This is a genomic window from Pseudomonas sp. 32A, assembly GCF_052682255.1.
On record NZ_JBQYLY010000001.1, the window covers coordinates 6151688 to 6174093 of the forward strand.

The 22406-nt window shown below is 61.0% G+C and carries 22 protein-coding genes; 8 read left to right on the forward strand and 14 right to left on the reverse strand.

Annotation, left to right across the window (positions count from 1 at the left end; all coding sequences use genetic code 11):
• Positions 1 to 33 precede the first annotated feature (33 nt).
• The 3 genes from ACUN0G_RS28345 to ACUN0G_RS28355 all read right to left on the reverse strand — a co-directional run bounded on the left by ACUN0G_RS28345 (position 34) and on the right by ACUN0G_RS28355 (position 3124).
• Positions 34 to 399 (reverse strand): histone-like nucleoid-structuring protein, MvaT/MvaU family, encoded by a 366-nt coding sequence (locus ACUN0G_RS28345; RefSeq protein ID WP_017480385.1) that lies wholly within the window; start codon positions 397 to 399, stop codon positions 34 to 36.
• Positions 400 to 595: 196 nt separating this feature from the next.
• Positions 596 to 2140 carry an EAL domain-containing protein gene (locus tag ACUN0G_RS28350; RefSeq protein ID WP_445574955.1) on the reverse strand — a complete coding sequence of 515 codons (1545 nt, stop codon included), beginning with the start codon at positions 2138 to 2140 and terminating at the stop codon, positions 596 to 598.
• A 111-nt stretch (positions 2141 to 2251) separates the two neighbouring features.
• Complete coding sequence (locus tag ACUN0G_RS28355) at positions 2252 to 3124, reverse strand: LysR family transcriptional regulator (RefSeq protein WP_445574956.1); 873 nt, start codon at positions 3122 to 3124, stop codon at positions 2252 to 2254.
• Between the two features lie 77 nt (positions 3125 to 3201).
• Between ACUN0G_RS28355 and ACUN0G_RS28360 the strand changes: the two genes are divergently transcribed.
• Together ACUN0G_RS28360 and hppD are read left to right on the forward strand one after the other, a co-directional pair.
• Entirely contained in the window at positions 3202 to 4125 is a 924-nt protein-coding gene (locus ACUN0G_RS28360) for a DMT family transporter (RefSeq protein WP_445574957.1), read from the forward strand.
• Between the two features lie 245 nt (positions 4126 to 4370).
• Positions 4371 to 5447: a 4-hydroxyphenylpyruvate dioxygenase gene (hppD, locus tag ACUN0G_RS28365; RefSeq protein WP_258346195.1), complete on the forward strand. Its 1077-nt coding sequence runs from the start codon at positions 4371 to 4373 to the stop codon at positions 5445 to 5447.
• Between the two features lie 61 nt (positions 5448 to 5508).
• Here hppD and rarD read toward each other — a convergent pair whose 3' ends face one another.
• From rarD to ACUN0G_RS28380, 3 genes are all read right to left on the reverse strand, one after another.
• Positions 5509 to 6390: an EamA family transporter RarD gene (rarD, locus tag ACUN0G_RS28370; protein WP_421525513.1), complete on the reverse strand. Its 882-nt coding sequence runs from the start codon at positions 6388 to 6390 to the stop codon at positions 5509 to 5511.
• A gap of 137 nt (positions 6391 to 6527) precedes the next feature.
• Positions 6528 to 7538: an aldo/keto reductase gene (locus ACUN0G_RS28375; protein WP_445574958.1), complete on the reverse strand. Its 1011-nt coding sequence runs from the start codon at positions 7536 to 7538 to the stop codon at positions 6528 to 6530.
• Positions 7539 to 7614: 76 nt separating this feature from the next.
• Positions 7615 to 8517, reverse strand: a complete 903-nt coding sequence (locus tag ACUN0G_RS28380) for a LysR family transcriptional regulator (protein ID WP_445574959.1) — start codon at positions 8515 to 8517, stop codon at positions 7615 to 7617.
• Between the two features lie 99 nt (positions 8518 to 8616).
• Between ACUN0G_RS28380 and ACUN0G_RS28385 the strand changes: the two genes are divergently transcribed.
• Complete coding sequence (locus tag ACUN0G_RS28385; RefSeq protein ID WP_445574960.1) at positions 8617 to 9321, forward strand: SDR family oxidoreductase; 705 nt, start codon at positions 8617 to 8619, stop codon at positions 9319 to 9321.
• 49 nt (positions 9322 to 9370) lie between these two features.
• On the opposite strand, the gene ACUN0G_RS28390 is transcribed toward ACUN0G_RS28385, so the two are convergent.
• Positions 9371 to 10681, reverse strand: a complete 1311-nt coding sequence (locus ACUN0G_RS28390; protein WP_258346190.1) for an MFS transporter — start codon at positions 10679 to 10681, stop codon at positions 9371 to 9373.
• 159 nt (positions 10682 to 10840) lie between these two features.
• Between ACUN0G_RS28390 and ACUN0G_RS28395 the strand changes: the two genes are divergently transcribed.
• The 3 genes from ACUN0G_RS28395 (at position 10841) to ACUN0G_RS28405 (ending at position 13774) form a co-directional block, all read left to right on the forward strand.
• Positions 10841 to 11947 carry a sugar diacid recognition domain-containing protein gene (locus ACUN0G_RS28395; protein WP_421525516.1) on the forward strand — a complete coding sequence of 369 codons (1107 nt, stop codon included), beginning with the start codon at positions 10841 to 10843 and terminating at the stop codon, positions 11945 to 11947.
• Positions 11948 to 12038: 91 nt separating this feature from the next.
• On the forward strand, positions 12039 to 13184 hold the full coding sequence (locus ACUN0G_RS28400; RefSeq protein ID WP_421525517.1) for a glycerate kinase: 1146 nt from the start codon (positions 12039 to 12041) through the stop codon (positions 13182 to 13184).
• A 77-nt stretch (positions 13185 to 13261) separates the two neighbouring features.
• The gene (locus ACUN0G_RS28405; RefSeq protein WP_258346187.1) at positions 13262 to 13774 is read left to right on the forward strand and encodes a GNAT family N-acetyltransferase; all 513 of its coding nucleotides are present in this window, start codon (positions 13262 to 13264) and stop codon (positions 13772 to 13774) included.
• Here ACUN0G_RS28405 and ACUN0G_RS28410 read toward each other — a convergent pair.
• A complete protein-coding gene (locus tag ACUN0G_RS28410) occupies positions 13771 to 14466 on the reverse strand; it encodes an aspartate/glutamate racemase family protein (RefSeq protein WP_445574961.1) in 696 nt (231 codons plus the stop codon). The genes ACUN0G_RS28405 and ACUN0G_RS28410 overlap by 4 nt on opposite strands.
• 127 nt (positions 14467 to 14593) lie before the next feature.
• On the opposite strand from ACUN0G_RS28410, the gene ACUN0G_RS28415 reads away from it, so the two are divergent.
• A complete protein-coding gene (locus tag ACUN0G_RS28415; RefSeq protein ID WP_258346184.1) occupies positions 14594 to 15088 on the forward strand; it encodes a hypothetical protein in 495 nt (164 codons plus the stop codon).
• A 110-nt stretch (positions 15089 to 15198) separates the two neighbouring features.
• On the opposite strand, the gene ACUN0G_RS28420 is transcribed toward ACUN0G_RS28415, so the two are convergent.
• The 4 genes from ACUN0G_RS28420 to ACUN0G_RS28435 all read right to left on the reverse strand — a co-directional run bounded on the left by ACUN0G_RS28420 (position 15199) and on the right by ACUN0G_RS28435 (position 19332).
• Positions 15199 to 15420, reverse strand: coding sequence for a cbb3-type cytochrome c oxidase subunit 3 (locus tag ACUN0G_RS28420; protein ID WP_017480401.1), 222 nt, complete (start codon positions 15418 to 15420; stop codon positions 15199 to 15201).
• Positions 15420 to 16847 (reverse strand): cytochrome-c oxidase, cbb3-type subunit I, encoded by a 1428-nt coding sequence (ccoN, locus tag ACUN0G_RS28425; RefSeq protein ID WP_445574962.1) that lies wholly within the window; start codon positions 16845 to 16847, stop codon positions 15420 to 15422. Before ccoN ends, ACUN0G_RS28420 begins: the two co-directional genes overlap by 1 nt.
• A gap of 126 nt (positions 16848 to 16973) precedes the next feature.
• Complete coding sequence (locus ACUN0G_RS28430; protein ID WP_445574963.1) at positions 16974 to 17891, reverse strand: pyridoxal-phosphate dependent enzyme; 918 nt, start codon at positions 17889 to 17891, stop codon at positions 16974 to 16976.
• A gap of 37 nt (positions 17892 to 17928) precedes the next feature.
• Positions 17929 to 19332: a sodium:solute symporter family protein gene (locus tag ACUN0G_RS28435; protein ID WP_445574964.1), complete on the reverse strand. Its 1404-nt coding sequence runs from the start codon at positions 19330 to 19332 to the stop codon at positions 17929 to 17931.
• 1012 nt (positions 19333 to 20344) lie between these two features.
• Here ACUN0G_RS28435 and ACUN0G_RS28440 point away from each other — a divergent pair.
• Entirely contained in the window at positions 20345 to 20971 is a 627-nt protein-coding gene (locus ACUN0G_RS28440) for a helix-turn-helix transcriptional regulator (RefSeq protein WP_445574965.1), read from the forward strand.
• Between the two features lies 1 nt (position 20972).
• Here ACUN0G_RS28440 and ACUN0G_RS28445 read toward each other — a convergent pair whose 3' ends face one another.
• Both ACUN0G_RS28445 and ACUN0G_RS28450 read right to left on the reverse strand, forming a co-directional pair.
• The gene (locus ACUN0G_RS28445) at positions 20973 to 21350 is read right to left on the reverse strand and encodes a RidA family protein (RefSeq protein ID WP_445574966.1); all 378 of its coding nucleotides are present in this window, start codon (positions 21348 to 21350) and stop codon (positions 20973 to 20975) included.
• Positions 21347 to 22312, reverse strand: coding sequence for a threo-3-hydroxy-L-aspartate ammonia-lyase (locus tag ACUN0G_RS28450; protein ID WP_445574967.1), 966 nt, complete (start codon positions 22310 to 22312; stop codon positions 21347 to 21349). The genes ACUN0G_RS28445 and ACUN0G_RS28450 overlap by 4 nt, the downstream gene beginning before the upstream one ends.
• Positions 22313 to 22406: the final 94 nt, after the last annotated feature.

Here is a 22406-nt window from a genome sequence, read left to right on the forward strand (position 1 = left end):
TTTTCTTAGTGCGTTTGTACTAGCTGCAAAGCATTAGCCGCGAAGCCAGGAATCTACAGTGGCCGCGCCGTATTGTTCTTTCCATGCCTTCAGGCCGCGGTGGTTGCCGCCTTTGGTTTCGATCAGTTCGCCAGTGTGCGGGTTGTGGTAAACCTTGACCACACGTGCACGGCGCTGTTTTGGTGCGGTTGCGACGGAAGCGCCGGACTTGCTCGGGTTAGGATCCAGGATGGAGATGATGTCGCGCAGGCTTTTGCCGTAGGTTTTCATCAGCCCTTGCAGCTTTTCTTCGAATTCGATTTCTTTCTTCAGGCCAGCGTCGTTCTTCAGGGATTCCAGCTGGGCAAGCTGCTCTTGAAGGGCTTTTTCTGCTGCGCGAAATTCGGCGAGTCTGGACAAAATCTATACTCCAATAGTGTATTTGGCTGATATCTACTGCAAACAAAGCGATAAGCCAAGAGCCTTAAGGCGACTCAATGAAAGTGGCCTTCCTGCCAATTCAGCACAGGCAGGAAAAATTGTAGTAGTTAATCAGCCATGAGTAAATCATGTCTTTTGTATAAATAACAATATTTCCGTCGAAGTGGATGGCTATTCAATGGCGGTTCAGGAATCTAATGAACTCATCGCAAGGTACTGGCTTGCCAAACAGGTAGCCCTGCAAGAAATCAACACCTTGAGCGGCAAGATATTCGGATTGTTCTGGTGTTTCTACTCCTTCGGCAACGATACCCAAATCGAGCTTGGCGGACAGTTCAATGATGCTGTCGAGTATATGCCGCGAGAGTGCATCAACACCGATCATCGCGACGAAGCTCTGATCTATCTTCAAGTAATCGACATTGAAGTTGCGCAAATAACCCAGGCTCGAGTGGCCGGTGCCGAAGTCGTCGATCGCAATCATTACCCCCATTTCGTGCAGCGCCTGGAACAACTGGCGGGTGATATCCGTGGGTTCGATCAACTCGCGCTCGGTCAATTCCAGTACCAGAATCACCTTGCCCGGCGGGAAGGCCGCGAGGAATTCCCGGCAGTCTTCCACCAGTTCCAGGTCGTGACAATGGCGGGCGGTGATGTTGATCCCGACATGAAATCCATCCGCGAACTGCTCGGCGTGGGGCGCCAGTTGCAGTGCGGTCCGGCGCATCAAGGCGCGGGTCATTGGCACGATCAGGCCGGAATGCTCGGCCAGGGGAATGAACAGGTCGGGGCGCACCAGGCCTTCCTTAGGGTGATTCCAGCGCATCAGCACTTCACAGCCGGCCCACTGGCGAATGTTCTGGCCACGTACCACCGGCTGGTAATAGGGCACGAATTCATCGGCACCCAAGGCACGTTGCAGCTCGTGAGTCGGCGCCGATGAACGCTTTTGCAGCCAGTGGGCGAGGATGCCCGCCAACACGCCGAAAAACACCACCAGAACGAACAGTGCGGGATACCGCGCTTGCATGTAGCGCCAGGTTTCGCCCTCCGGCATCCCGGCTTCCACGCTGTAGGTATACCGCTCGGAATCGAGATGATGGTGCGCCACAGGAAATGTCGGCAACGCTTCGCTGTGCACCTTGCCATCCGACGCCAGCCAGTTAGGCCCCACCTGCAACACCAGGTCGGCATACCGGCTGATCAGGCGCAACGCGTTGGTCAAGTGATAGCCATCAACGGAGGCGAAAGCACCCCGGTCGCCCTCGGTGAGGCGATACACCAGCAATGCGGTATCAGGTGTCACCGGGTTGCCTTTCATCAGCCAAAGGCGGCCGTCGACGTAGTCTTCAGGGTTGACCGGCGACTGGTAGTTGCCACCGAACAACGAGCTGCAATAGATATTTCTCTGCCAGAACAAGGTCGTGGCGCGCACAAAAGGCCGGCGGGTGACTTGTTCCCGTAGCGCCAGTTGTGTCGGGTTATCACACTCATGCCCAGCCAGGGGCAGCAGGGCCTGGGCGGCGAGGGCGGTGTTATCGAGCATCAGGTCAAACTGGCGCACGGCTTCCTGGGCGGTTTGCGCGGTGCTGTGCTCCAGCGTGCGCCCGGCTTGCCAGTACAGGATCAGCACACCCAGCAGAATTGGCAGCGCGCCACTGAGCAGGGTGATGAGGAGGCGGGTGCTCGCTTTTCGTGGGCCTTTGACGGTCAGTGGCATTTGTGCAGCCTGTAGCGGGAAGGGTCAATAAGACGCTCAAATGCGGTCGGGACGTCCAACAAAGCGTATTGGTATTGGCCATGATAGATGGCGGCACGCGACCCTGCATGCTCAATCAAACGGCAAGCGTGTGGCCAGTTCAATAAACGCCAGGGTCGCCGGCGAGGACTGCCGTCGATCCAGGACCGCCAGCCCCACCTGGCGTTTCACGGCAGGCTTGAGCGGTTTGATCAGGTAGTCCGGCTCGGTGGATTCAGGCAGCGACGACTCGGCGACAATGGTCACGCCGTCACCCCGGCGCACGGTGTCCAGGGTGCTGAGCAATTGTGAGCAGCGGTAACGCACATCCGGCTGCAGCCCGGCACCGACGAACAGCCTTGAGACCAGTTCGGATGACCCGGCCTGGGTCAGGATGAAGGGCTCGCCGCATAGCGCCTTGAGGCTGACACTCGGCTGCGCGCCCAGGTGATGTCCCGCTGGCAACAGCGCGACCAACTGATCCTCGATCAGCGGGAACGTATCGAAGCGCTCTTCAGGCAACACCACAAACCCGACGTCGACGCGCCGCTCTTCCAGCCATTGCATCACCTGCCGATCAGGGCCTTCGTCGACGTGCACCTCAATGCCCGGATGCAGCTCGCGAAAGCGTTGCAAAATCTTCGGCAACAGACGAATCGATGAAGTCGGCCCAAACGAACCAATGCGCAGCGTGCCGCGCTTCATCCCGCGAGCATCGGCGGCTTCCTGTTGCAGTGTATTGGCCAGCCCGAGCATGGCCCGGGCGCGCAGCAGCAGTTGTTGGCCGATATCGCTGAGTTCGACTTGAGACTGATGGCGGCGGATCAACTCCACACCCAATTCCTGTTCCAGGGATTTGATCGCATGGGACACCGCTGACTGGCTGATGCCCAGGCGATTGGCGGCGCTGGTGAAGCCTTGCAGCTCGGCCACCAGGAAGAAGATTTCCAGTTGGGTAAGGGTCATGAGTATTTACTCATTTTACGATGACAAGAGATTAGCTGAACAATAAGCCAATCCCACGCTTCTTGAGTAGAAATCTGATGACCCCGACCTCTGACCGTCTCACGTATTTGAAATTGGCGGCGGTGACCATGATCTGGGGTGGCACCTTCGTGGCCGGGCGCTATCTGGCCGCAGGCCCGGACCCGCTGCTGGCGGCGACCGTTCGTTTTGTGCTGGCCAGCGTCGCCTTATTGGTATTCCTGGGTGTCGCGCGCATTCGCCTGGTGCGCCCGACCAACCCACAGCTGGCGCAACTGACCGTACTCGGCTTTTTCGGGATCTTTTTCTACAACCTGTGCTTTTTCTACGGCCTGCATTACATCAATGCATCCCGGGCGTCACTGATCGTGGCGCTGAACCCGGCGGTGATTGGCTTGGCTTCCTGGCTACTGTTCAAGGAGCGCCTGGGCCAGGTGAAACTGTTGGGTATCGCGCTGTGCCTGGGCGGTGCGGGGTTGGTGATCGTCAGCCGCAACCCGCAGCTGTTGCAGGGCGGCGCGCATGCCTGGATCGGTGATCTGTTGATCTTCGGCTGCGTGGTGGGCTGGGGCGTGTACTCGCTGTTTTCCCGCAGCCTTAACCAAAGCCTGGGGCCGTTGCAAACCGTGACCTGGTCGATCCTGTTGGGCACGCTGATGCTGACGATCACCACGCTGGTGACGGGGCGGTTGACCGTGGCGGCGTTGGGCGCGATTGATCTGCCCCAACTGACGAGCTTGTTGTATCTCGGCGTGCTGGGCTCGGCGCTGGCCTACATCGGATACTACGACGGCTTGCGTCGCATCGGCGCCACACGCGCGGGTGTGTTCATCGCCCTCAATCCGCTGACGGCGGTGATCTGCGGTGCATTGCTGCTGGGCGAGCAAGTCACCGCGCCGATGCTGCTGGGCGGGGCAGTGATCCTGCTGGGCATCTACCTGTGCAACAAACCCCTTGCGCGGCCCAGGGCAATGGGGATTTGATAAGAGTACGGACAAATGCGGTTACGCTGTGTAGAATCGATTTACGCATACAAGAATAAGGACTTGCGCTAACGCAAGCCTCGCCCGTAAGAGACTGATGCAACCATGAAGCTACTCGGGTCCCCCCTCATCTTTGGTGACTTCCTCGCCCGCAGCGTGCGGGGTATCTCCTGTGCGCCACCCGCCGACCTCATCCTTGCTCGCAAATAAACATTTGTAATTACAAGAATGATGAGGCACCGAAAATGGCAGACCTATACGAAAACCCAATGGGCCTGATGGGCTTTGAATTCATCGAATTCGCATCGCCAACCCCAGGCACCCTGGAGCCGATCTTCGAGATCATGGGCTTCACCAAAGTCGCGACCCACCGTTCCAAGAACGTGCACCTGTTCCGTCAGGGCGAGATCAACCTGATCCTCAACAACGAACCCAACAGCATCGCCTCCTACTTTGCGGCCGAGCACGGCCCGTCGGTGTGCGGCATGGCGTTTCGCGTGAAAGACTCGCAGCAGGCCTACAACCGGGCCCTGGAACTGGGCGCCCAGCCGATCCATATCGAAACCGGCCCGATGGAGCTGAACCTGCCGGCGATCAAGGGCATTGGCGGCGCGCCGCTGTACCTGATCGACCGCTTCGGCGAAGGCAGCTCGATCTATGACATCGACTTCGTGTACCTCGAAGGCGTTGAGCGCAACCCGGTGGGCGCCGGCCTCAAAGTCATCGACCACCTGACCCACAACGTGTACCGCGGCCGCATGGCCTACTGGGCGAATTTCTACGAGAAGCTGTTCAACTTCCGTGAAGCGCGCTACTTCGATATCAAGGGCGAATACACCGGCCTGACCTCCAAGGCCATGAGCGCGCCGGACGGCATGATCCGCATCCCGCTGAACGAAGAGTCGTCCAAGGGCGCCGGGCAGATCGAAGAGTTCCTGATGCAGTTCAACGGCGAGGGCATCCAGCACGTAGCCTTCCTCACCGATGACCTGGTCAAGACCTGGGATGCGTTGAAGAAGATCGGCATGCGCTTCATGACCGCGCCGCCAGACACCTACTACGAAATGCTCGAAGGCCGCCTGCCAAACCACGGCGAGCCGGTGGACCAGTTGCAAGCGCGGGGCATCCTGCTGGACGGTTCGTCGGTGGCGGGCGACAAGCGCCTGCTGCTGCAGATCTTCTCGGAAACCCTGATGGGCCCGGTGTTCTTCGAGTTCATCCAACGCAAGGGTGATGACGGTTTCGGCGAAGGTAACTTCAAGGCCCTGTTCGAATCCATCGAACGCGACCAGGTGCGTCGTGGTGTGCTCACCGCTGACTGATCGTTGATGTAAAAAATCCCGGTCGTGGGTATCCGCGACCGGGATTTTTTTTCGCCTGGAATCAGGCTTTACGTTGGCGAACCAGGTGCTTGAAACCTTCGTATACCAGCACCATCACGGCCAGCCAGATCGGCAGATAGGTCAGCCATTCCCCCGCCTTGATGCTTTCTCCCAGCAACAAGGCGACCCCGAGCAGCAGCACCGGCTCCACATAGCTGAGCAGCCCGAACAGGCTGAACGCCAACATGCGGCTGGCAATGATGTAGCACACCAGCGCCGAGGCACTGATCAAGCCCAGCATCGGGATCAAGACGTACAAGCCCTTGTGGGCATCGAGCACGGCAAACCCCTGTTCGCCGCTTTGCACGAACCACAACGCCACCGGCAACATCAGCGCCATGTCGAACCACAGCCCGCCCAGGTGGTCGGTCTTCAGGCGTTTGCGCACGATGAAGTAGATCGGGTAGCCGATGATCACCACTAACGTGGCCCAGGAGAAACCACCGACCTGATACAACTCGTTCAGCACACCCACGCCGGCAAAAAACACCGCGACTTTTTGCAGGCGTGACAATTGTTCGCCATACACCAGGCGCCCGGTCAGCACCATGGTCAACGGCAGCAGGAAATACCCCAGGGACACATCCAGGCTACGGCCGTTGAGCGGTGCCCACATGAACAACCAGAGTTGCACCCCAAGCAACGCTGAAGACACCAGCATCCCGCCGATCAATCCGGGTTTGGCCGCCACCAGCCGAACCAATTCCCACACTCGCCGCCACTCGCCGCTGACGATCATGAACACGGTCATGCAGGGCATGGTCAGCAGCATCCGCCAGCCGAAGATCTCCAGGCCGCTCAAGGGCGTCAGCAGCGACGTGAAGTAATACATCACGGCAAACAACACCGAGGCCAAGACCGATAACACAACACCTTTAGACACACTGTCCTCGCGAAAACCGATTCATACAAAAGAAGGGAGATTTCAGGGAGGGAATATAGTGCTTTTGAGGTGAGATGTTTGCTCTGTTTTGGGGCAATTTTACGGGAGGATTTCTCGGATCCTCCCGTAAAGTGTGTTTATGGCCGGGCAATGCGTCCCGAGACAAAGTGGCTGACGTCATTGAACCCTGGCGTCGAGGCATGACCCGGGGTGACCAGCGAATCGATGAAGGCTTCATCTTCCGCCGTGATCTTCACCTCCAGCGCACCGGTGTAGGCATCCCACTGCGCCTCGGTGCGCGGCCCGACAATCGCCGAGCTGACCGCCGAGTTGTTCAGCACCCAGGCAATCGCAAACTCGACAATCCCCACGCCACGGCCCTGGGTGTATTGCTGGATCTGCTGGGCGATGCGCAGGGATTCAACGCGCCATTCGGTTTCCAGGATGCGCTTGTCCTGGCGCCCGGCGCGGCTGCCGGCTTCAGGCGTTACGTCCGGCGCATATTTGCCACTGAGCACGCCACGGGCCAGCGGGCTGTAAGGCACCACACCCAGGCCATAGGCGGCGGCCGCAGTGATCTGCTCCGCCTCGGCCTGGCGGTTGACGATGTTGTACAGCGGCTGGCTGATGATCGGCTTGTCCACCCCCAGGCGCTCGGCCACGCGGATCACTTCAGCGATACGCCAGCCGCGGTAGTTGGACAAGCCCCAATGGCGGATCTTGCCCTCGCGGATCAAATCGCCAATCGCTGAAACCGTGACTTCCAGCGGCGTGTTGTGGTCTTCACGATGCAGGTAATAGATGTCCAGGTAATCGGTGTCGAGGCGCGTCAGGCTGGCTTCCAGGGCATTGAATATCCGCTTGCGGTTCAGGCCGCTGCGGTTCGGCAGGCCATCCACCGGGCCGATGCCAACCTTCGAGGCCAGCACCCAATCCTGGCGTTGGCGGGCGATGGCTTCACCGACGATTTCTTCGGAGCGCCCGCCGGTGTAGACGTCGGCGGTGTCGATAAAGTTGATGCCTTGATCCCAGGCCTTGTCGATGATGCGCAGCGAGTCCTCGGTGTTGGTCTGCTCGCCAAACATCATGCTGCCCAGGGTCAGTGCGCTGACCTTCAACCCGGACTGGCCCAGTGTGCGGTAAATCATCGTGAACACCTCATAAGGGGGAGACAGTCCCTATCCAATACCAGACAGCAAGGCTCTGGAACAAGCCCTGGGACGGTTATTGCGGTAATAGTTCGGCGCAACGCAACTGCAGGAAGCGGTGCAGTACCTTGACCCGTTCCGACACTTGCAGCCGATGCGGGCACATCAGGTTGAACGGCGTCGGCTCGCCTTGCCAATCGGTGAGCAACGGCACCAGGCGCCCGGCCTTGATGTCGCGGGCTATATCCAGTCGCGCTTTATAAGCAATGCCATGGCCGGCCAATGCCCAACGCCGCACGATCTCGCCGTCATCACTCAAGTAGTCGCCGTTGACCTCGACTTCCTGCAGCAGCTCACCCTGGCGAAAGTACCAGGTGTTGTTCGCGCGCCCCTGGCGCATATAGCGCAGCGTGCTGTGTTGCGCCAGGTCCTGGGGCATGCGGGGCGTACCGTGGCGCGCAAGGTAGTCGGGGCTGGCACACGCCACACGTGTGTGATCGGGCACCACCGGCAGCGCCACCAGGCTGGAGTCCCGTGGTACGCCGAAACGCAGGGCGATGTCGACGGTTTCGCGAAACAGGTCGGCATTACTGTCGTTGAGCAGCAATTGGAGGCGAACGTTCGGGTGTTCAAGCTTGAACTCATCCAGCCAGCCCAGCAGCACATTGCGCCCGAAATCCGAGGGCGCGGCCAATTGCAGCAAACCACTGAGGCTTTGGCCTTGTTGCTTGATTGCTTGTTCGCCCTCGGACAATGCCTCGAGGGCGACGCGTACGCTGTCCAGGTAGCGCCGGCCTTCTTCGGTCAAGCGCATGCTGCGGGTGGAGCGCGCCAGCAGCCGCATGCCCAAGCGGGTTTCCAGGCGTTTGAGGGCAATGCTGGCGGCCGCCGGGGTCAGGCTGAGGCTACGGGCGGCGGCGGATAGGCTGCCGGTGTCGGCGGTGCGCACGAACACTTCAAGGTCGAGGATTGAGCTCATCTGTAAAAATCCTTTAAAGATCTTGTCGTTTTACCGGGATTTTTCAACGATTGCCAAGCTGGGAAGATGAAACCTCATTTCTCAATCAGGTAGCTCTTCATGACTTCTCCCCTCAGCGGCAAAACCATCATCGTCATCGGCGGTAGCAGCGGCATTGGTGCGGCCGTGGCCAAGCAGGCCGTGGCACGCGGTGCCCACGTGGTGCTGGCGGGGCGGCGCTTGTCTTCAGCCGTGGAGAACGGTGTGCGCAGCGAGCAGGTCGACGTGACCGACGCGGCCTCGTTGCAGCGCTTGTTCGAAACCGTGGGGCCGTTTGATCATCTGGTCTACACGGCAGGGCCGGCGGTGCAGGCCAAGCCCTTGATCGAGACGGACCTGGCCCTGGCGCAAGACAACTTCAACGTGAAGCTCTGGGGTTCGTTGCGGGCGATCCAGTTGGCCCTGCCTTTTCTCGACGAGCGCGGCAGCATCACGCTGACCTCGGGTCAACTGGGGCGCAAAACCGTGGCAGGGCAGTTCATCAAGACCGGGATCAACGCGGCCACTGAAGCCCTGGGCAAACAGTTGGCCAAAGAGCTGGCACTCCGTCGAGTGAATGTGGTCAGTCCGGGCGTGATCGACACCGAGGCGTATGCCGGGTTGTCCGAGGAGCAGCGGCTGGCGATGTTTGCCAAGGCGGGCGGGGCGTTGCCAGTGGGGCGAGTGGGGCAGGCCGAAGAAGTGGCTGCCGGGTATGTGCTGGCGATGGAGAACGGGTTTATCACTGGCAGCGTGATTGATGTCGACGGCGGTGGTTTGTTGTAAACAGCCATCAGACTGTGGGAGCGAGCCATTCGCCCCCACATTACCGGTGTTACACCTTCAAGGTGCGCGTCATGCGCAACGCCAACACACTGCCCGCGACAATCACCGCCGCCAGCAGGTACAACGCCAGGTCCGTAGACCCAGTGGCATCCTTCACAAACCCGACGATATACGGGCTGAGGAAACCCGCCATCTGGCCCATGGAGTTGATCAACGCCAAACCACCCGCGGCAGCACCCGCGCTGAGCAGGGCGGTGGGCACCGGCCAGAACATCGGCAGGCCGGTGAGGGCGCCCATGGTGGCGATGGTCAGGCCAAGGATCGCAATGGCCGGCGTGGTCGCAAAGTTCACCGCAATCACCAGCCCGATGGCGCCCATCAACATCGGCACCACCAAGTGCCAGCGCCGCTCTTTGCGCAGGTCGGCAGAGCGGCCCACCAGCAACATGAACACCGCCGCCAGCAGGTACGGGATCGCACTCAGCCAGCCAATCACCAGGTTATCGCTGAAACCCATGTTCTTGATGATCGACGGCAGCCAGAAGTTGATGGCGTACACACCGCTCTGGATGCAGAAGTAGATCAGCCCGAATGCCCAGATGGCCGGGTTCTTGAACACTTCCAGCAGCGAGTCGCTGGTGGTCTTCGGTTTGTTGGCCAGGTCGGTCGCCTGGTCGGCTTCCAGTACGGCACGCTCATGGGGTGTGAGCCACTTCGCGTTGGCGAAACTGTCACTGAGCAGGAAGTAGGCGAGGGCGCCGAGGATCACTGTCGGTACGCCTTGCAGCAGGAACATCCACTGCCAGCCCGCAAGGCCGCCCTGGCCGGCGGCGAAGTGGTTGAGGATCCAGCCGGAGAACGGGCTGCCCAGCAGGCCGGACACCGGAATCGCCGACATGAACAGCGCCATGATCCGCCCACGGCGGAAGGTCGGGAACCACTGCGAGAGGTACAGCACCACGCCCGGGAAGAACCCGGCTTCAGCGGCGCCGGTCAGCAGGCGCAAGCCGTAGAAATGGGTCGGCGTGGTGACGAACAGCAGGCAGGTGGACAGGGTGCCCCAGACGATCATCATCAGTGCAATCCAGCGCCGTGGACCGAATTTGGTCAACGCCAGGTTGCTCGGTACGCCGCACAGCACGTAGCCGATAAAGAAAATCCCGGCACCGAGGCCGTACACGGTCTCGCTGAACTTCAGGGCGTCGAGCATCTGCAACTTGGCAAAGCCGACGTTGACGCGGTCGAGGTAGTTGAACAGGTAGCAGATGAAAATGAAGGGGATCAGGCGCAGGGTAATGCGCTTGTATACGGCGTTTTTATCGTCATCGGTGGCCTGGGTGACAGCGGCGCTCTGTGACATGGCAGTCTCTCTTTATTATGATTTTTTGCGATGCGAGGGTAACGTTGATCGCCCAACGAGTCTCGGCCACCTCAAGGGTTGATGTCTTTGTGCTCGCGCACAGTCAGGCACCCTTTGCGCTGTGCCTATGAACAACCCACTTTCCAGGAATTTAGCCCCATGTTCGAGCTGGATCATGACTTGGCGCAGGATATCGTCAATCGCACCATGGCGATCCTGCCCTATAACGTCAACGTCATGGACAGCCAGGGCCTGATCCTCGGCAGCGGTGAGCCCGAACGTATCAACACTCGCCATGAAGGCGCACAGCTGGTGCTGGCGAATGTGCGCGTGGTAGAGATCGACAGCCAGACCGCCAAGCACCTCAAGGGTGTGCAACCCGGGATCAACCTGCCGCTGCTGCACGATCAGCGCCTGATCGGGGTACTGGGCATTACCGGCGAGCCGGAGCTGCTGCGTACCTATGCGCAACTGGTGCGCATGACCGCCGAAATGCTGGTCAGCCAGCGCCACCAGCAGGCCGAGCAGCAATGGCGCCGCCAGCGTTGCGATGACCTGCTGGCGCTGCTGCTGGCCGAGACCGGCGACTCGCCGCGGCTGGTGGATGAAGCGCAGCAACTGGGCCTCAAGCCGCAGCTGGCGCGCACGCCCTACCTGTTTGAACTGGGCAGCGGCCAGTCGGCGGAGGCCTTGAGTGCCTGGCTGACCTCGCGTTACCCGGACAGTTGGTGCGTCAGCTCCGCGCAGTTTTCCCTGCTGTGGTGCCGACCGGCGTCGGTGCAAGTCGACAACCCGCGCCTGCTGGAAAAACTCGACGGCCTGGGCTGGAATATCCTGCGGGTTGCCGTCGGCGGCCAAGCAGACGGCCTGGCCGGGCTGCGCCGTTGCTACCGGCGAGTCGGTGATCTGCTTGCCTATGGCCGCGATGTGCTGCCCGAATCGCGGCTGCTGACCCTCAATCGCTACCGCCTGCCGGTGATGCTCTGGCGCCACCGCAACGACGACGCCCTCGACGAATTGCTCAACCCGTTGCGCAAGGTGCTGGCCAAGGACAGTAACGGCCAGTTGCAGGCGACCCTGCGCAGTTGGTGCGATCACGACGGCCAAAGCCAGGCCTGCGCCGACGCCTTGGGCATTCACCGCAACAGCCTGCGCTATCGCATGGAGCGCATCGCCGAGCTGAGCGGCGTCGACCCGTTGACCCTCGACGGCATGCTTGCGTTGTACCTGGGCGTGCAGCTGCTGCCGCAGGCTTTGTCCAAATGAACAACAAACCCCAGCCACTCTTGTGCAATGGACAGGCGTTATTGCCGGTGCCAACTGGCAGCATGGGCGTTATAAAAACCGGAGAAAGCCCATGAAAATCATCATCGCCCCCGACTCGTTCAAGGACAGCCTGAGTGCCGAAGGCGTGGCGAATGCCATTGCCGAGGGGTTGGCCAGCGTGTGGCCCGACGCCGAGCTGATCAAGTGCCCGATGGCGGACGGTGGTGAGGGCACGGTGGAGTCGGTACTCGCCGCCTGCCAGGGCGAGTTGCGCACCACCTGTGTGCAAGGGCCGTTGGGCGGCAGCATCGACGCACATTGGGGCTGGTTGGCCGAGAGCCACACCGCAATCATCGAAATGGCGGAAGCCAGCGGTCTGCAACGGGTGCCGCCGGGAAAACGTGATGCGTGTTCCAGCAGCACCTTCGGTACCGGCGAGCTGATCCGTGCCGCCCTGGATGCGGGCGCCGAACGCATCATCCTGGCCATCGGCGGCAGCGCCACCAACGACGGCGGCGCCGGGGCGATGCTCGCCCTGGGTGTGCAGCTGTTTGATGCCCAGGGCGCAGCACTGCCTCTCGGCGGCCTGGCGCTGGCCAAGCTGTCGCGCATCAGCCTTGAGCAACTGGACCCACGCCTGGCCCAGGTGCGCTTCGAAATTGCCGCCGACGTGAACAACCCACTGTGCGGCCCCCACGGTGCCTCGGCGATTTTCGGCCCGCAAAAAGGCGCCAATCCCCAGCAAGTCGAGCAACTGGATGCCGCCCTCGGCCATTTCGCCGATCACTGCGCCAAGGTCTTGCCCAAAGATGTACGCGACGAACCCGGCAGCGGTGCCGCCGGTGGCCTGGGTTTTGCCGCCAAGGCGTTCCTTGGCGCACAGTTTCGTGCGGGTGTAGAAGTGGTCGCCGAGCTGGTGGGTCTCGAAAAGGCGGTGCGTGGCGCCGACCTGGTGATCACTGGCGAAGGCCGCTTCGACGCCCAGACCCTTCGGGGCAAAACCCCGTTTGGTGTCGCGCGGATCGCCAAACAGCACAACGTGCCGGTGATCGTGATCGCCGGCACCTTGGGTGATGGCTACGAGCAGATGTACGCCCATGGCGTGGACGCCGCGTTCGCGTTGCCGTCCGGCCCGACTACCCTGGAGCAGGCTTGCAGCGAGGCGCCGCGCCTATTGCGCGAACGCGCCTCGGACATCGCCCGGGTTTGGAAACTGGTTGCTGCACGGCCCCGATAATTGCGGTGCTGGGCTCGCCATTCTGAGGCTTTGCCGCCTACACTGGCCCGCCATGTGTTTTCAAAGGATGAAACACCATGCACACACCTGAACCCAAAATCGTGATCACGCGCTTCACCGAGGCCCACCTTGAAGGCGTCACTGCGCTCTACAACGATCCGGCTGTCTGCCGTCAGGTGCTGCAAATGCCTTTCCAATCGGTTGAAGCCTGGCGCGCACGCCTGGCACCCGGGGATGAACGGCGGCTACAACTGGTGGCCGTGCATGCGGGTGAGGTGATCGGCAACCTGGGGCTTGAGCAATATTCCCGTGTGCGCCGCAGCCATGTCGGCTCATTCGGCATGGGCGTGGCCACCGCCTGGCAGGGCAAGGGCGTGGGCTCCCGGCTGCTGAGTGCGGCGCTGGAGGTGGCGGATAACTGGATGAATCTGCACCGGGTGGAACTGACGGTGTATGCCGACAACGAAGCCGCCCACCGCCTGTACCACAAGTTCGGCTTCGAGACCGAAGGCCGGCTGCGGGATTACGCCGTGCGTGACGGCGCATTCGTCGACACCCTGACCATGGCGCGCATCCGCCAGCCTGCCTAGTCGTCCTGCAAGGCAAACGCCACCGCAGCCTGCGCATGCAGCTCGGTGGTGTCCAGCAGTGGCAGGTTGCTGTGCTGCGGCTTGATCAACAGACTGATTTCCGTGCAGCCAAGGATGATGGCCTGGGCGCCACGCGTCGCCAGGGACTCGATCACCCGTTGGTACACCTCACGCGATGCGTCGCTGATCACCCCGACACACAACTCTTCATAGATGATCCGGTGCACGGCTTGGCGCTCTTCCGCGTCCGGTATCAGCACGGTCAGCCCTTGGGCGGCCAGGCGCGACTTGAGAAACTCCTGCTCCATGGTAAATGCGGTGCCCAGCAGGCCCACGGTCAGAGTGCCGGCCTCCACGGCCGCTGCGCCGGCGGCGTCTGCAATATGCAGAAACGGTATCGACACTGCCGCTTCAATGCGCGGCGCCACCAGGTGCATGGTGTTGGTACACAGCACGATGCATTCGGCGCCACCGGCTTGCAGGCGGCGGGCGGCGTCTTCGAGGATCAGCGCCGCGTCATCCCAGCGCCCGGCGTGCTGGGCCTGCTCCACCGGGCCGAAGTCGACGCTGTACATCAACAGTTGTGCCGAACGCAGGGGGCCGAGCTGGTCGCGCGCACTTTGGTTGATGATGCGGTAATACTCGGCGCTGGACTCCCAGCTCATGCCGCCGATAAGGCCGATGGTGCGCATGCGATGCTCCTGAATTGGACGGGCGAGGGGCACCACATTACCCAAGCGCTGCGCTTTAGTCATACGCCAGCGTGCGGCATCTGCCATGATCAAGGCTCGCAACATGGGTCACCCAAGGAACACGGCAATGGACGATGTACAACAACTGGGCGAGATGCTGCGTCATTACGCCGACAGCGAAGCCCACAAGAAGCAGCAGTTCGAAGTGCAGTCGGCCCATTGGGCACAGAAGATCGGCGAGTTGTTCGACCAGATCGAGCAGTGGCTGGAACCGGTGAAGACCGTCGGCTTGCTGGAAGTGCAGCGCGAAGCGTACGTGGCTTCCGGCCCCAGCGTGCCGGTAGAGACCTCCACCTTCAAGACCGAGAAACTGACCATCCATATCGCCGGCAAACCGGTGGAGTTCGTGCCGGATGTGATGGGCGCCGGCGGTTTGATTTCGTTATCGGTGATGGGCTTGACCGCTGCCCGCTACGGCAGCATTTCCCTGGTGTTGCTGCCGGGGAAAAACGATTGGTTGTGGAAGAAAACCAATGGCCTGAAAGACCCGGACACCTTCGGTTTCGATGCCAACTTCCTGGCCTTGCAGTTGCAGAGCCTGATTCCCCGCGAACGTGGCTAGTCGCTCAATGTGGTGCTTGTGTGGGAGCGGGCTTGCTCGCGAAAGCGGTGTGTCAGTCGCTGTATATGTTGACTGAACCACCGCATTCGCGAGCAAGCCCGCTCCCACAATCAGATCTCTATATTGCCCCAGTCCTGCTTTGTTTCCTCAGGCGCCACCGCGTTGACCCGCTTGCCCGTGGCCAGCTCCACCCGCCGCGCCACCTCCGGGTCATCGGCAAACGGCATCAGGCTCGCCTCATCCAGGCTTTCCTTCGACTGGCCCCGCAAGCAATATTCCACTGCACCATACAGGCCGATCACCGCTGCCAGGTTCAGCGCTATCTCCCACATCAGGCGATCTGCGCTTCAAGCTGCGCCACCTTCAGGTCCGCCACGCGCACCGTGCGCCAGGTGTTGTACGCCATCAGCAACATACCGCTGAGGAAGAACACCCCGCCGACAAAACGCACCACAAACCCCGGATGGCTGGCCTGCAAGGCTTCCACGAAGGAGTAGGTGAGGGTGCCGTCATCGTTCACCGCGCGCCACATCAAGCCTTGCGTGATGCCGTTGACCCACATCGACGCGATGTACAGCACCGTGCCAATGGTTGCCAGCCAGAAGTGCATATTGATCAGCCCCACGCTGTGCATCTGCGCGCGCCCGAAGATTTTCGGGATCATGTGGTACAGCGAGCCAAACGTGATCATCGCCACCCAGCCCAGGGCGCCGGCGTGGACGTGGCCGATGGTCCAGTCGGTGTAATGGGACAGGGCGTTGACGGTCTTGATCGCCATCATCGGCCCTTCAAACGTCGACATGCCATAGAACGCCAGCGACAGCACCAGGAAACGCAGGATCGGGTCGGTGCGCAATTTATGCCAGGCCCCGGAGAGCGTCATCATGCCGTTGATCATCCCGCCCCAGCTCGGCGCCAGCAGGATCAGCGACATCGCCATGCCCAGGGACTGCGCCCAGTCCGGCAGTGCGGTGTAGTGCAAGTGGTGCGGGCCGGCCCAGATGTACAGGGTGATCAACGCCCAGAAGTGCACGATGGACAGGCGATAGGAATACACCGGCCGCCCGACTTGCTTGGGCACGAAGTAGTACATCATCCCCAGGAAGCCGGTGGTCAGAAAAAAGCCGACCGCGTTGTGCCCGTACCACCACTGCACCATGGCGTCGGTGGCGCCGGAGTACACCGGGTAGGACTTGAACCAGTCCACCGGGATCGACAGGTGATTGACCACGTGCAGCATCGCGATCACTACGATAAACGCACCGAAGAACCAGTTGCCGACATAGATATGCTGGGTCTTGCGCTGCACCACGGTGGTGAAAAACACGATGGCATAGGCAACCCAGACCACCGTCATCCACACGGCGCCGGTGAACTCGATTTCGGCGTATTCCTTGGTGGTGGTGTAGCCCAGGGGCAGGCTGACCAACATGATCACGATCACCGACTGCCAGCCCCAGAAGGTGAAGGCGGCGAGCTTGTCTGAGTACAGCCGTACCTGGCAGGTGCGCTGTACTGCGTAGTAGCTGGCAGCGAACTGCGCGCTGCCGGCAAAGCCGAAAATCACCAGGCTGGTGTGCAGCGGGCGCAGGCGGCCGAAGGTGGTCCAGGGCAGGTCGAGGTTCATTTCCGGCCAGACCAGTTGCGAGGCGATCCACACTCCCATGGCCATGCCGACCACGCCCCAAACGATGGTTGCAATGACGAATTGACGCACGACCTTGTAGTTGTAGGCCTGTGCGGTTGATGGTGGTTGCATGCTTAGTCCTCCCACGGTTCCAAGTGGGCGGCACTGTAGGAAGTATGGGCAGAACAATACAGACTCAGACTCGGGTCATTAATACGGATCAGCCACTCACCTGCGTTTTTCGCCGGCTACCCCCCATCAAGAAATCGTTTTCTGCCACTGCCCGACGGTTTCCGCGCTGATACTCACCCCGCCACACACAATCACCACCACATCCTCAACCCCGGCAATCGCCCCATGCTCCAGATAAGCCACCGCCAACGAAACCCCACACGCCGGTTCCACCAACTGCCTTAAATCATCGGCATAGCGCGCCACGCCCATCATCGCCTCGGCATCACTCAACACTACGCACTGATGGGCAAACCTGCCGATATGCTCAACCGGCCACGCCGCCACCTGGGTCGCGGCCAACGACTTGGCCAGGGTATCGATCTTCGCCAGACGCACCGGTTTTCCAGCCTCCACGGCCGCAGCGAACGACGCTGCGCCTGCCGTTTCACAGGCAATCACCTTGCAGTCGAACCGACCATGGCGCTCCAGCCCCGTCAGTACGCCCGCAAGCAATCCACCGCCACCCACGGAGGTCACGATGGCGCCCACTTGAGGGCAGTCCTCGAGAATTTCATCGATCATGCGGCTGTGACCTTCCCACAACAGTGGGTGATCAAAGGCCGGCACGTACAGCGCGTCCGGTGCTTCGGAAAGTTGCAGCGCCAGCTCGTTGGATTGATCCCACAGATCACCGTGCACCACCACCTCGGCCCCGGCCTGGCGGATGCGCACGCGGGTCGCTTCGGGGGTGGTGGTCGGCACCACGATCCGCGCCTGCAATCCCAGGCCCCGCGCTGCAAAAGCCGTCGCCAGCCCGGCATTGCCGCCGGAGGGGCACACTACCGTGGTCTTGCCCTGGCTGGCCGCGTAGGCACACAGCGTGGTCATCCCGCGCAACTTGAACGAGCCGCAGGGTTGCAGGTTCTCCAGCTTCAGCCAGATGCGGCGGGTTGCGGTGGACAAGCCGGGGTGCAGGATCAATGGGGTGCGGATCGGCAGCATTTCACAACTTCCTTATTGGTTGGGCTGCCATCCTACCTCAGCTTGTGACTGCCACCAGCGGTTCGGCCGGTGTCTTGCGGCGTGTCACATGGCTGATGCCCATGATGATCAGCGGCGTAAACAAAGCGATGTAAGCGTTGTCGATGCCCCACGGATTACCGGCGAGGAACCAGCCCACGGTCGCGAGCAACGAGGCAATGATGCTCAGGAACGCACCGGCCGCCGTGCCGAATTTCGGCGCGTAGAACACCATCAACACCAGCACCGCCAGGGAGGCGCGCAACGCCTTGCCGAGGAAGGCGATCATCAGCACCTTGTCCGACGTCAGCGCCAGGGCAATCGGCAACAGGCCGACGGCGATGGTCGCCAGGCGTACGAAGCGCAGGGACTTGGCGTCGCTTTTTTCCGGGTTGAACCACGGCTCGTAGAAGTCCCGCAGCAACAACGTCGCCGAGCCCATGCTCACCGCCGAGATGGTGCCGAACAGCGAGCCGGCCAGGCCCGCGACTACCAGCCCGGCCGTCAGTTGGTCCATGCTGGCGATCAGGGTAGGGAAGGCTTGCAGCGAATCGACGTTGGGGAACAATACTGCGCTGCACATCCCGATCAATGCCGCGCCGATGCCGAACGGCACCATCAGCACCGCCACGTAGAAACACGCCCGCTGGGCCTTGCCCGCATGGCTGACGGTGTTCACCGCCTGGATTACGTATTGGGTGGAAAAGATCGAGCCGATACCGGCGATCATCCAGGCGATGATCTGGCCCCAGCCGACGGTGGTCCAGTCAAACATGCTCGCCGGCAATTGCGCCTGCAACTGGCCGATACCGCCCACTTGCTTCAAGCCAAACCACAGGGCCAGGCCGACGCCCAGGTATTTCAGGGCGGCGTGGACGAAGTTGGTGTAGATGACTGAGCGCATGCCGCCGATGCTCACGTACGCCACCGAGACCACGCCGACGATCACGATCGCCAGGGTTCGGTCCACCTGCATCACGCTGGCCAACACCGCACCGCCGCTGGCGTAGATCGAGACGGCGACGATTTCCAGGGCAAAGATGGTGATGATCGAGGTGGCGAAGCGGGTGCGTTGGCCGTAGTTACGCGCGAGTACGCCGGAGATGGTGTTGTCGCCCAGGTCCTTGTACTTGCGGGCCAGTAGCCAGGCGAAGAGTACGAAGCCGAGGGCCAGGGCGAACAGGTTCCATGCGGCGGAGATGCCTACCTTGAAACCGGTTTGGGCGGTGCCGATGCTGACCGCGGTGCCGATAAATTCCGAGAGCATGAGGAAGCCGATCAGGAACGCCGGGAAGTGGCCACCGCCGGTGGTGTAGTTGTTGGCGCTGCGGGAATGACGGCGAACGCCGTAGCTGATCAGTGCCAGGCTCAGCATGTAGATGCCGGTGATGGACAGCACGATCCAGGAGGAGTGGGTGGGCATTTTTTTATACTCTTTAGGTATTTTTGTAATTGTGGGTAGTTTCCTCTGGCGCGTTTGCTTTCGTCTAATATCGGGTTGGTATGGTTTGATACCCTTGTGGTATGGGTGTATATCCGTTATTTAGGTAACGGCCATCTAGGGTTTCGCTCTTACAGCGACTCACTTTGGAAAAGCCCCAAAGTAAGCAAAGGGCTCTGCCCCGCCTGTCGGCGCCTCGCTGTGGCTCGGCGTTCCCTCACTCCGGCATTGCTCCGCGGGCCGCCGCGACGGGCCATCCATGGCCCGGCGCGGCTAAACCGGCGTCCTGCCGGTTTACTCGCTCCGCAATACCTGCGTTCGGCCTCGGGCTTATTGGGGCAGTCAGATCAAGATCAAAAGCAAAAGCACAGCGGCCTACAGGCCGGCTTGAGTGTTAAAAGCAAAGGCAAGATCCAGAGCGAAAACAGATCTGCTTTTCTGTGGGAGCGGGCTTGCTCGCGAAAAACCTGAGAGCGCCGCGTTCATCCAGAATGCCCGCGTCATCGTTAACGACCTTCGCGAGCAAGCCCGCTCCCACATTTGGACCGTGCCCGCTTTAGCTTTTGATTTTGCTTTTAACACTCAAGCCGGCCGGGAGGCCGCTGTGCTCTTGATCTGCTTTTGATCTTGATCTTAGGCGCCCCGTTAAACCACGCTGGCCGAACGCAGGCTTTGGAGCGTGGGTAACCTGGCAGGACGCCAGGTTAGCCGTCCTGGGCCAGGGATGGCCCATGACGGCGGCCCACGGTCCAAAGCCGGAGTGAGGGCACACCGAGCCTAGGCGAGGTGCCGAGTGGTGGGGCAAGAGCGTTTTGCTTACTTTTGCGCTCTTCAAAAGTGAGCCGCTGTAAGAGCGGAACCATAAGCGGCCGTTACCCAAATAACGGATATACCCCCGACCAACCTCACACCCAGCAAGGCTGTCGGCGATATCCACCGCACACTCCAAAAAAGCCAAATTGACGGCTTGTCCACTACTGGATATGTTGTCTGAATGAAAAAACACACCCCCGAACAAACGGCCTTGATCAGCCAACTCGAACAAATTGCCGAAGGCCTGAGCAAAACCTTCAGCCCGTTTTGCGAGGTCGTACTCCACGACCTGCGCGACCCGCAGCATGCAATCATGGCCATCCACAACAACCTCTCCGGACGCCAACCGGGTGACCCAGCCACCGAGCTGGGCCTGGCGCGGATCGCCGATCCCGAGTACCCACAGGTGATCGCCAATTACCAGAACCAGTTCAGCGACGGCCGCCAGGTCAAGAGCACCTCCATCGGCATCAAGGACTCCACCGGCAAGTACGTGGCGGCCTTGTGCATGAACGTCGACCTCTCGCTGTTCCGGGGCCTGCAGGGCATGCTGGAACAATTCGGCTCAGTCAGCGGCGACCGGCTCGCCGAGTCCCTCGACCCGTCCGGCGCGGATGCCATTCGCGCGCGTATCGACCAGTTCGCCGCACGCCTTGCAACCACCCCGCGAGCTCTCAAAGCGGCCGACCGGCGCTTGCTGATGCAAGAGCTGAAAGAGGCGGGCGTGATGGACATTCGACGTGCCATGGAAACAGTCGCCTCGCACCTTGGGGTCTCGCGGGCGGCGGTCTACACCTACGCCAAATGACCTAAGCCGACCGTGCCACGGCCTCGATTTCAATCAGATAGCCGTGGTGCAATTCCGGCACCGGCACCACCGCGCGGGCAGGGCGGTGATCCCCCAGTGCAGCGGCGTACAAACGGTCAAATTCAGGCCAGTGCTTCACGCCCACCACATACACGGTGACTTTCACCAGGTCTGCAGGTGAGCCGCCTGCCGACTTCAAGATCGCCAACAGATTGTCCAGGGCCACTTGAGCCTGTTCGGCAAACGAAGCTTCGAGGTTATGACGCCCGCCAGGGCTCACCGGCAATTGCCCGGAGATGTACAGCGTGCCCTGATGACTCACGGCCTGGGAGTAGTGACCGGCAGGCGCCGAGGCTGCGGGGGTGTGGATGATGTTCATTGTGGAGTGCTCAGCAGCGTCGCATAGGTTTGGAGGTCGACGTTGCCGCCGGTCACGATAATGCCCACGCGTTGGCCCCGGAACTGATGCTTGAGGCTTCGCAGGGCCGCCAGACCAAGGCAGCCGGTGGGTTCCACGACCATTTTCATGCGCTGCATGAAGAACTTCATCGAACCCACCAACTCGGCATCGGAGACGGTGAGGATGTCGGTGACCTGCTCGCGAATGATCGGGAAGGTGTGCTGGCCCAAATGCTGGGTCTGGGCGCCATCGGCGATGGTAGCGGGCGTGTCGATGTGCACGATGCTGCCGCTCTGGAAGGAACGCTGGCCGTCATTCCCGGCTTCGGGCTCGACCCCGTACAACAGGCAATCGGGCGACAGCGCACGGGTCGCCAACGCCGTGCCGGAGAGCATGCCGCCGCCGCCCAGGCCGACGAACAAGGCATCCAGCGGCCCGGTGAATTCCAGCAGCTCCTTGGCGGCGGTACCCTGGCCGGCCAGCACGTCCGGGTGGTCGTAGGAGGGGATCAGGGTCATGCCGTGTTGCTCAGCCAGGGTGCGGCCGATCTGCTCGCGGTCTTCGGTGATGCGGTCGTAGAACACCACACTTGCGCCATATTCCCGGGTAGCGGCGACCTTGGCGGCCGGGGCGTCGGTAGGCATCACGATGGTTGCCGGCATCTGCAACAACCGTGCGGCCAGCGCGATGCCTTGCGCGTGATTGCCCGAAGAAAACGCCACTACCCCGGCCTTGCGCTGCTGTTCATCAAAACGCGACAGCGCATTGAAGGCGCCGCGAAACTTGAACGAGCCGGTGCGTTGCAGGTTTTCACACTTGATAAACACCTGGGCGCCGGTCTCGGCATCGAGGGTACGAGAGGTGTACACCGGAGTGTGGTTGGCGAAGCCCTCCAGGCGTTCGGCGGCGTTGATCACGTCTTGGTACGAAGACAGTTGCATGGAAGGGACCTCTCGAACGTATTGATTGGATAAAATATCCACATCTATACAAACTGTAAAGATGCATTTCATGCTAGCGTTTCGGGCTTCGCTG

Coding starts and splice junctions, on each gene's coding strand:
- ACUN0G_RS28400 (WP_421525517.1), top strand. CDS start 12,039: ATGAAAATCATCATCGCCCCCGACTCGTTCAAGGACAGCCTGAGTGCC.
- ACUN0G_RS28430 (WP_445574963.1), bottom strand. CDS start 17,891: ATGCTGCCGATCCGCACCCCATTGATCCTGCACCCCGGCTTGTCCACC.
- hppD (WP_258346195.1), top strand. CDS start 4,371: ATGGCAGACCTATACGAAAACCCAATGGGCCTGATGGGCTTTGAATTC.
- ccoN (WP_445574962.1), bottom strand. CDS start 16,847: ATGCAACCACCATCAACCGCACAGGCCTACAACTACAAGGTCGTGCGT.
- ACUN0G_RS28440 (WP_445574965.1), top strand. CDS start 20,345: ATGAAAAAACACACCCCCGAACAAACGGCCTTGATCAGCCAACTCGAA.
- ACUN0G_RS28355 (WP_445574956.1), bottom strand. CDS start 3,124: ATGACCCTTACCCAACTGGAAATCTTCTTCCTGGTGGCCGAGCTGCAA.
- ACUN0G_RS28420 (WP_017480401.1), bottom strand. CDS start 15,420: ATGTGGGAGATAGCGCTGAACCTGGCAGCGGTGATCGGCCTGTATGGT.
- ACUN0G_RS28410 (WP_445574961.1), bottom strand. CDS start 14,466: ATGCGCACCATCGGCCTTATCGGCGGCATGAGCTGGGAGTCCAGCGCC.
- ACUN0G_RS28375 (WP_445574958.1), bottom strand. CDS start 7,538: ATGATTTACCGCACACTGGGCCAGTCCGGGTTGAAGGTCAGCGCACTG.
- ACUN0G_RS28395 (WP_421525516.1), top strand. CDS start 10,841: ATGTTCGAGCTGGATCATGACTTGGCGCAGGATATCGTCAATCGCACC.
- ACUN0G_RS28445 (WP_445574966.1), bottom strand. CDS start 21,350: ATGAACATCATCCACACCCCCGCAGCCTCGGCGCCTGCCGGTCACTAC.
- ACUN0G_RS28385 (WP_445574960.1), top strand. CDS start 8,617: ATGACTTCTCCCCTCAGCGGCAAAACCATCATCGTCATCGGCGGTAGC.
- ACUN0G_RS28450 (WP_445574967.1), bottom strand. CDS start 22,312: ATGCAACTGTCTTCGTACCAAGACGTGATCAACGCCGCCGAACGCCTG.
- ACUN0G_RS28380 (WP_445574959.1), bottom strand. CDS start 8,517: ATGAGCTCAATCCTCGACCTTGAAGTGTTCGTGCGCACCGCCGACACC.
- ACUN0G_RS28435 (WP_445574964.1), bottom strand. CDS start 19,332: ATGCCCACCCACTCCTCCTGGATCGTGCTGTCCATCACCGGCATCTAC.
- ACUN0G_RS28415 (WP_258346184.1), top strand. CDS start 14,594: ATGGACGATGTACAACAACTGGGCGAGATGCTGCGTCATTACGCCGAC.
- ACUN0G_RS28360 (WP_445574957.1), top strand. CDS start 3,202: ATGACCCCGACCTCTGACCGTCTCACGTATTTGAAATTGGCGGCGGTG.
- ACUN0G_RS28390 (WP_258346190.1), bottom strand. CDS start 10,681: ATGTCACAGAGCGCCGCTGTCACCCAGGCCACCGATGACGATAAAAAC.
- ACUN0G_RS28405 (WP_258346187.1), top strand. CDS start 13,262: ATGCACACACCTGAACCCAAAATCGTGATCACGCGCTTCACCGAGGCC.
- ACUN0G_RS28350 (WP_445574955.1), bottom strand. CDS start 2,140: ATGCCACTGACCGTCAAAGGCCCACGAAAAGCGAGCACCCGCCTCCTC.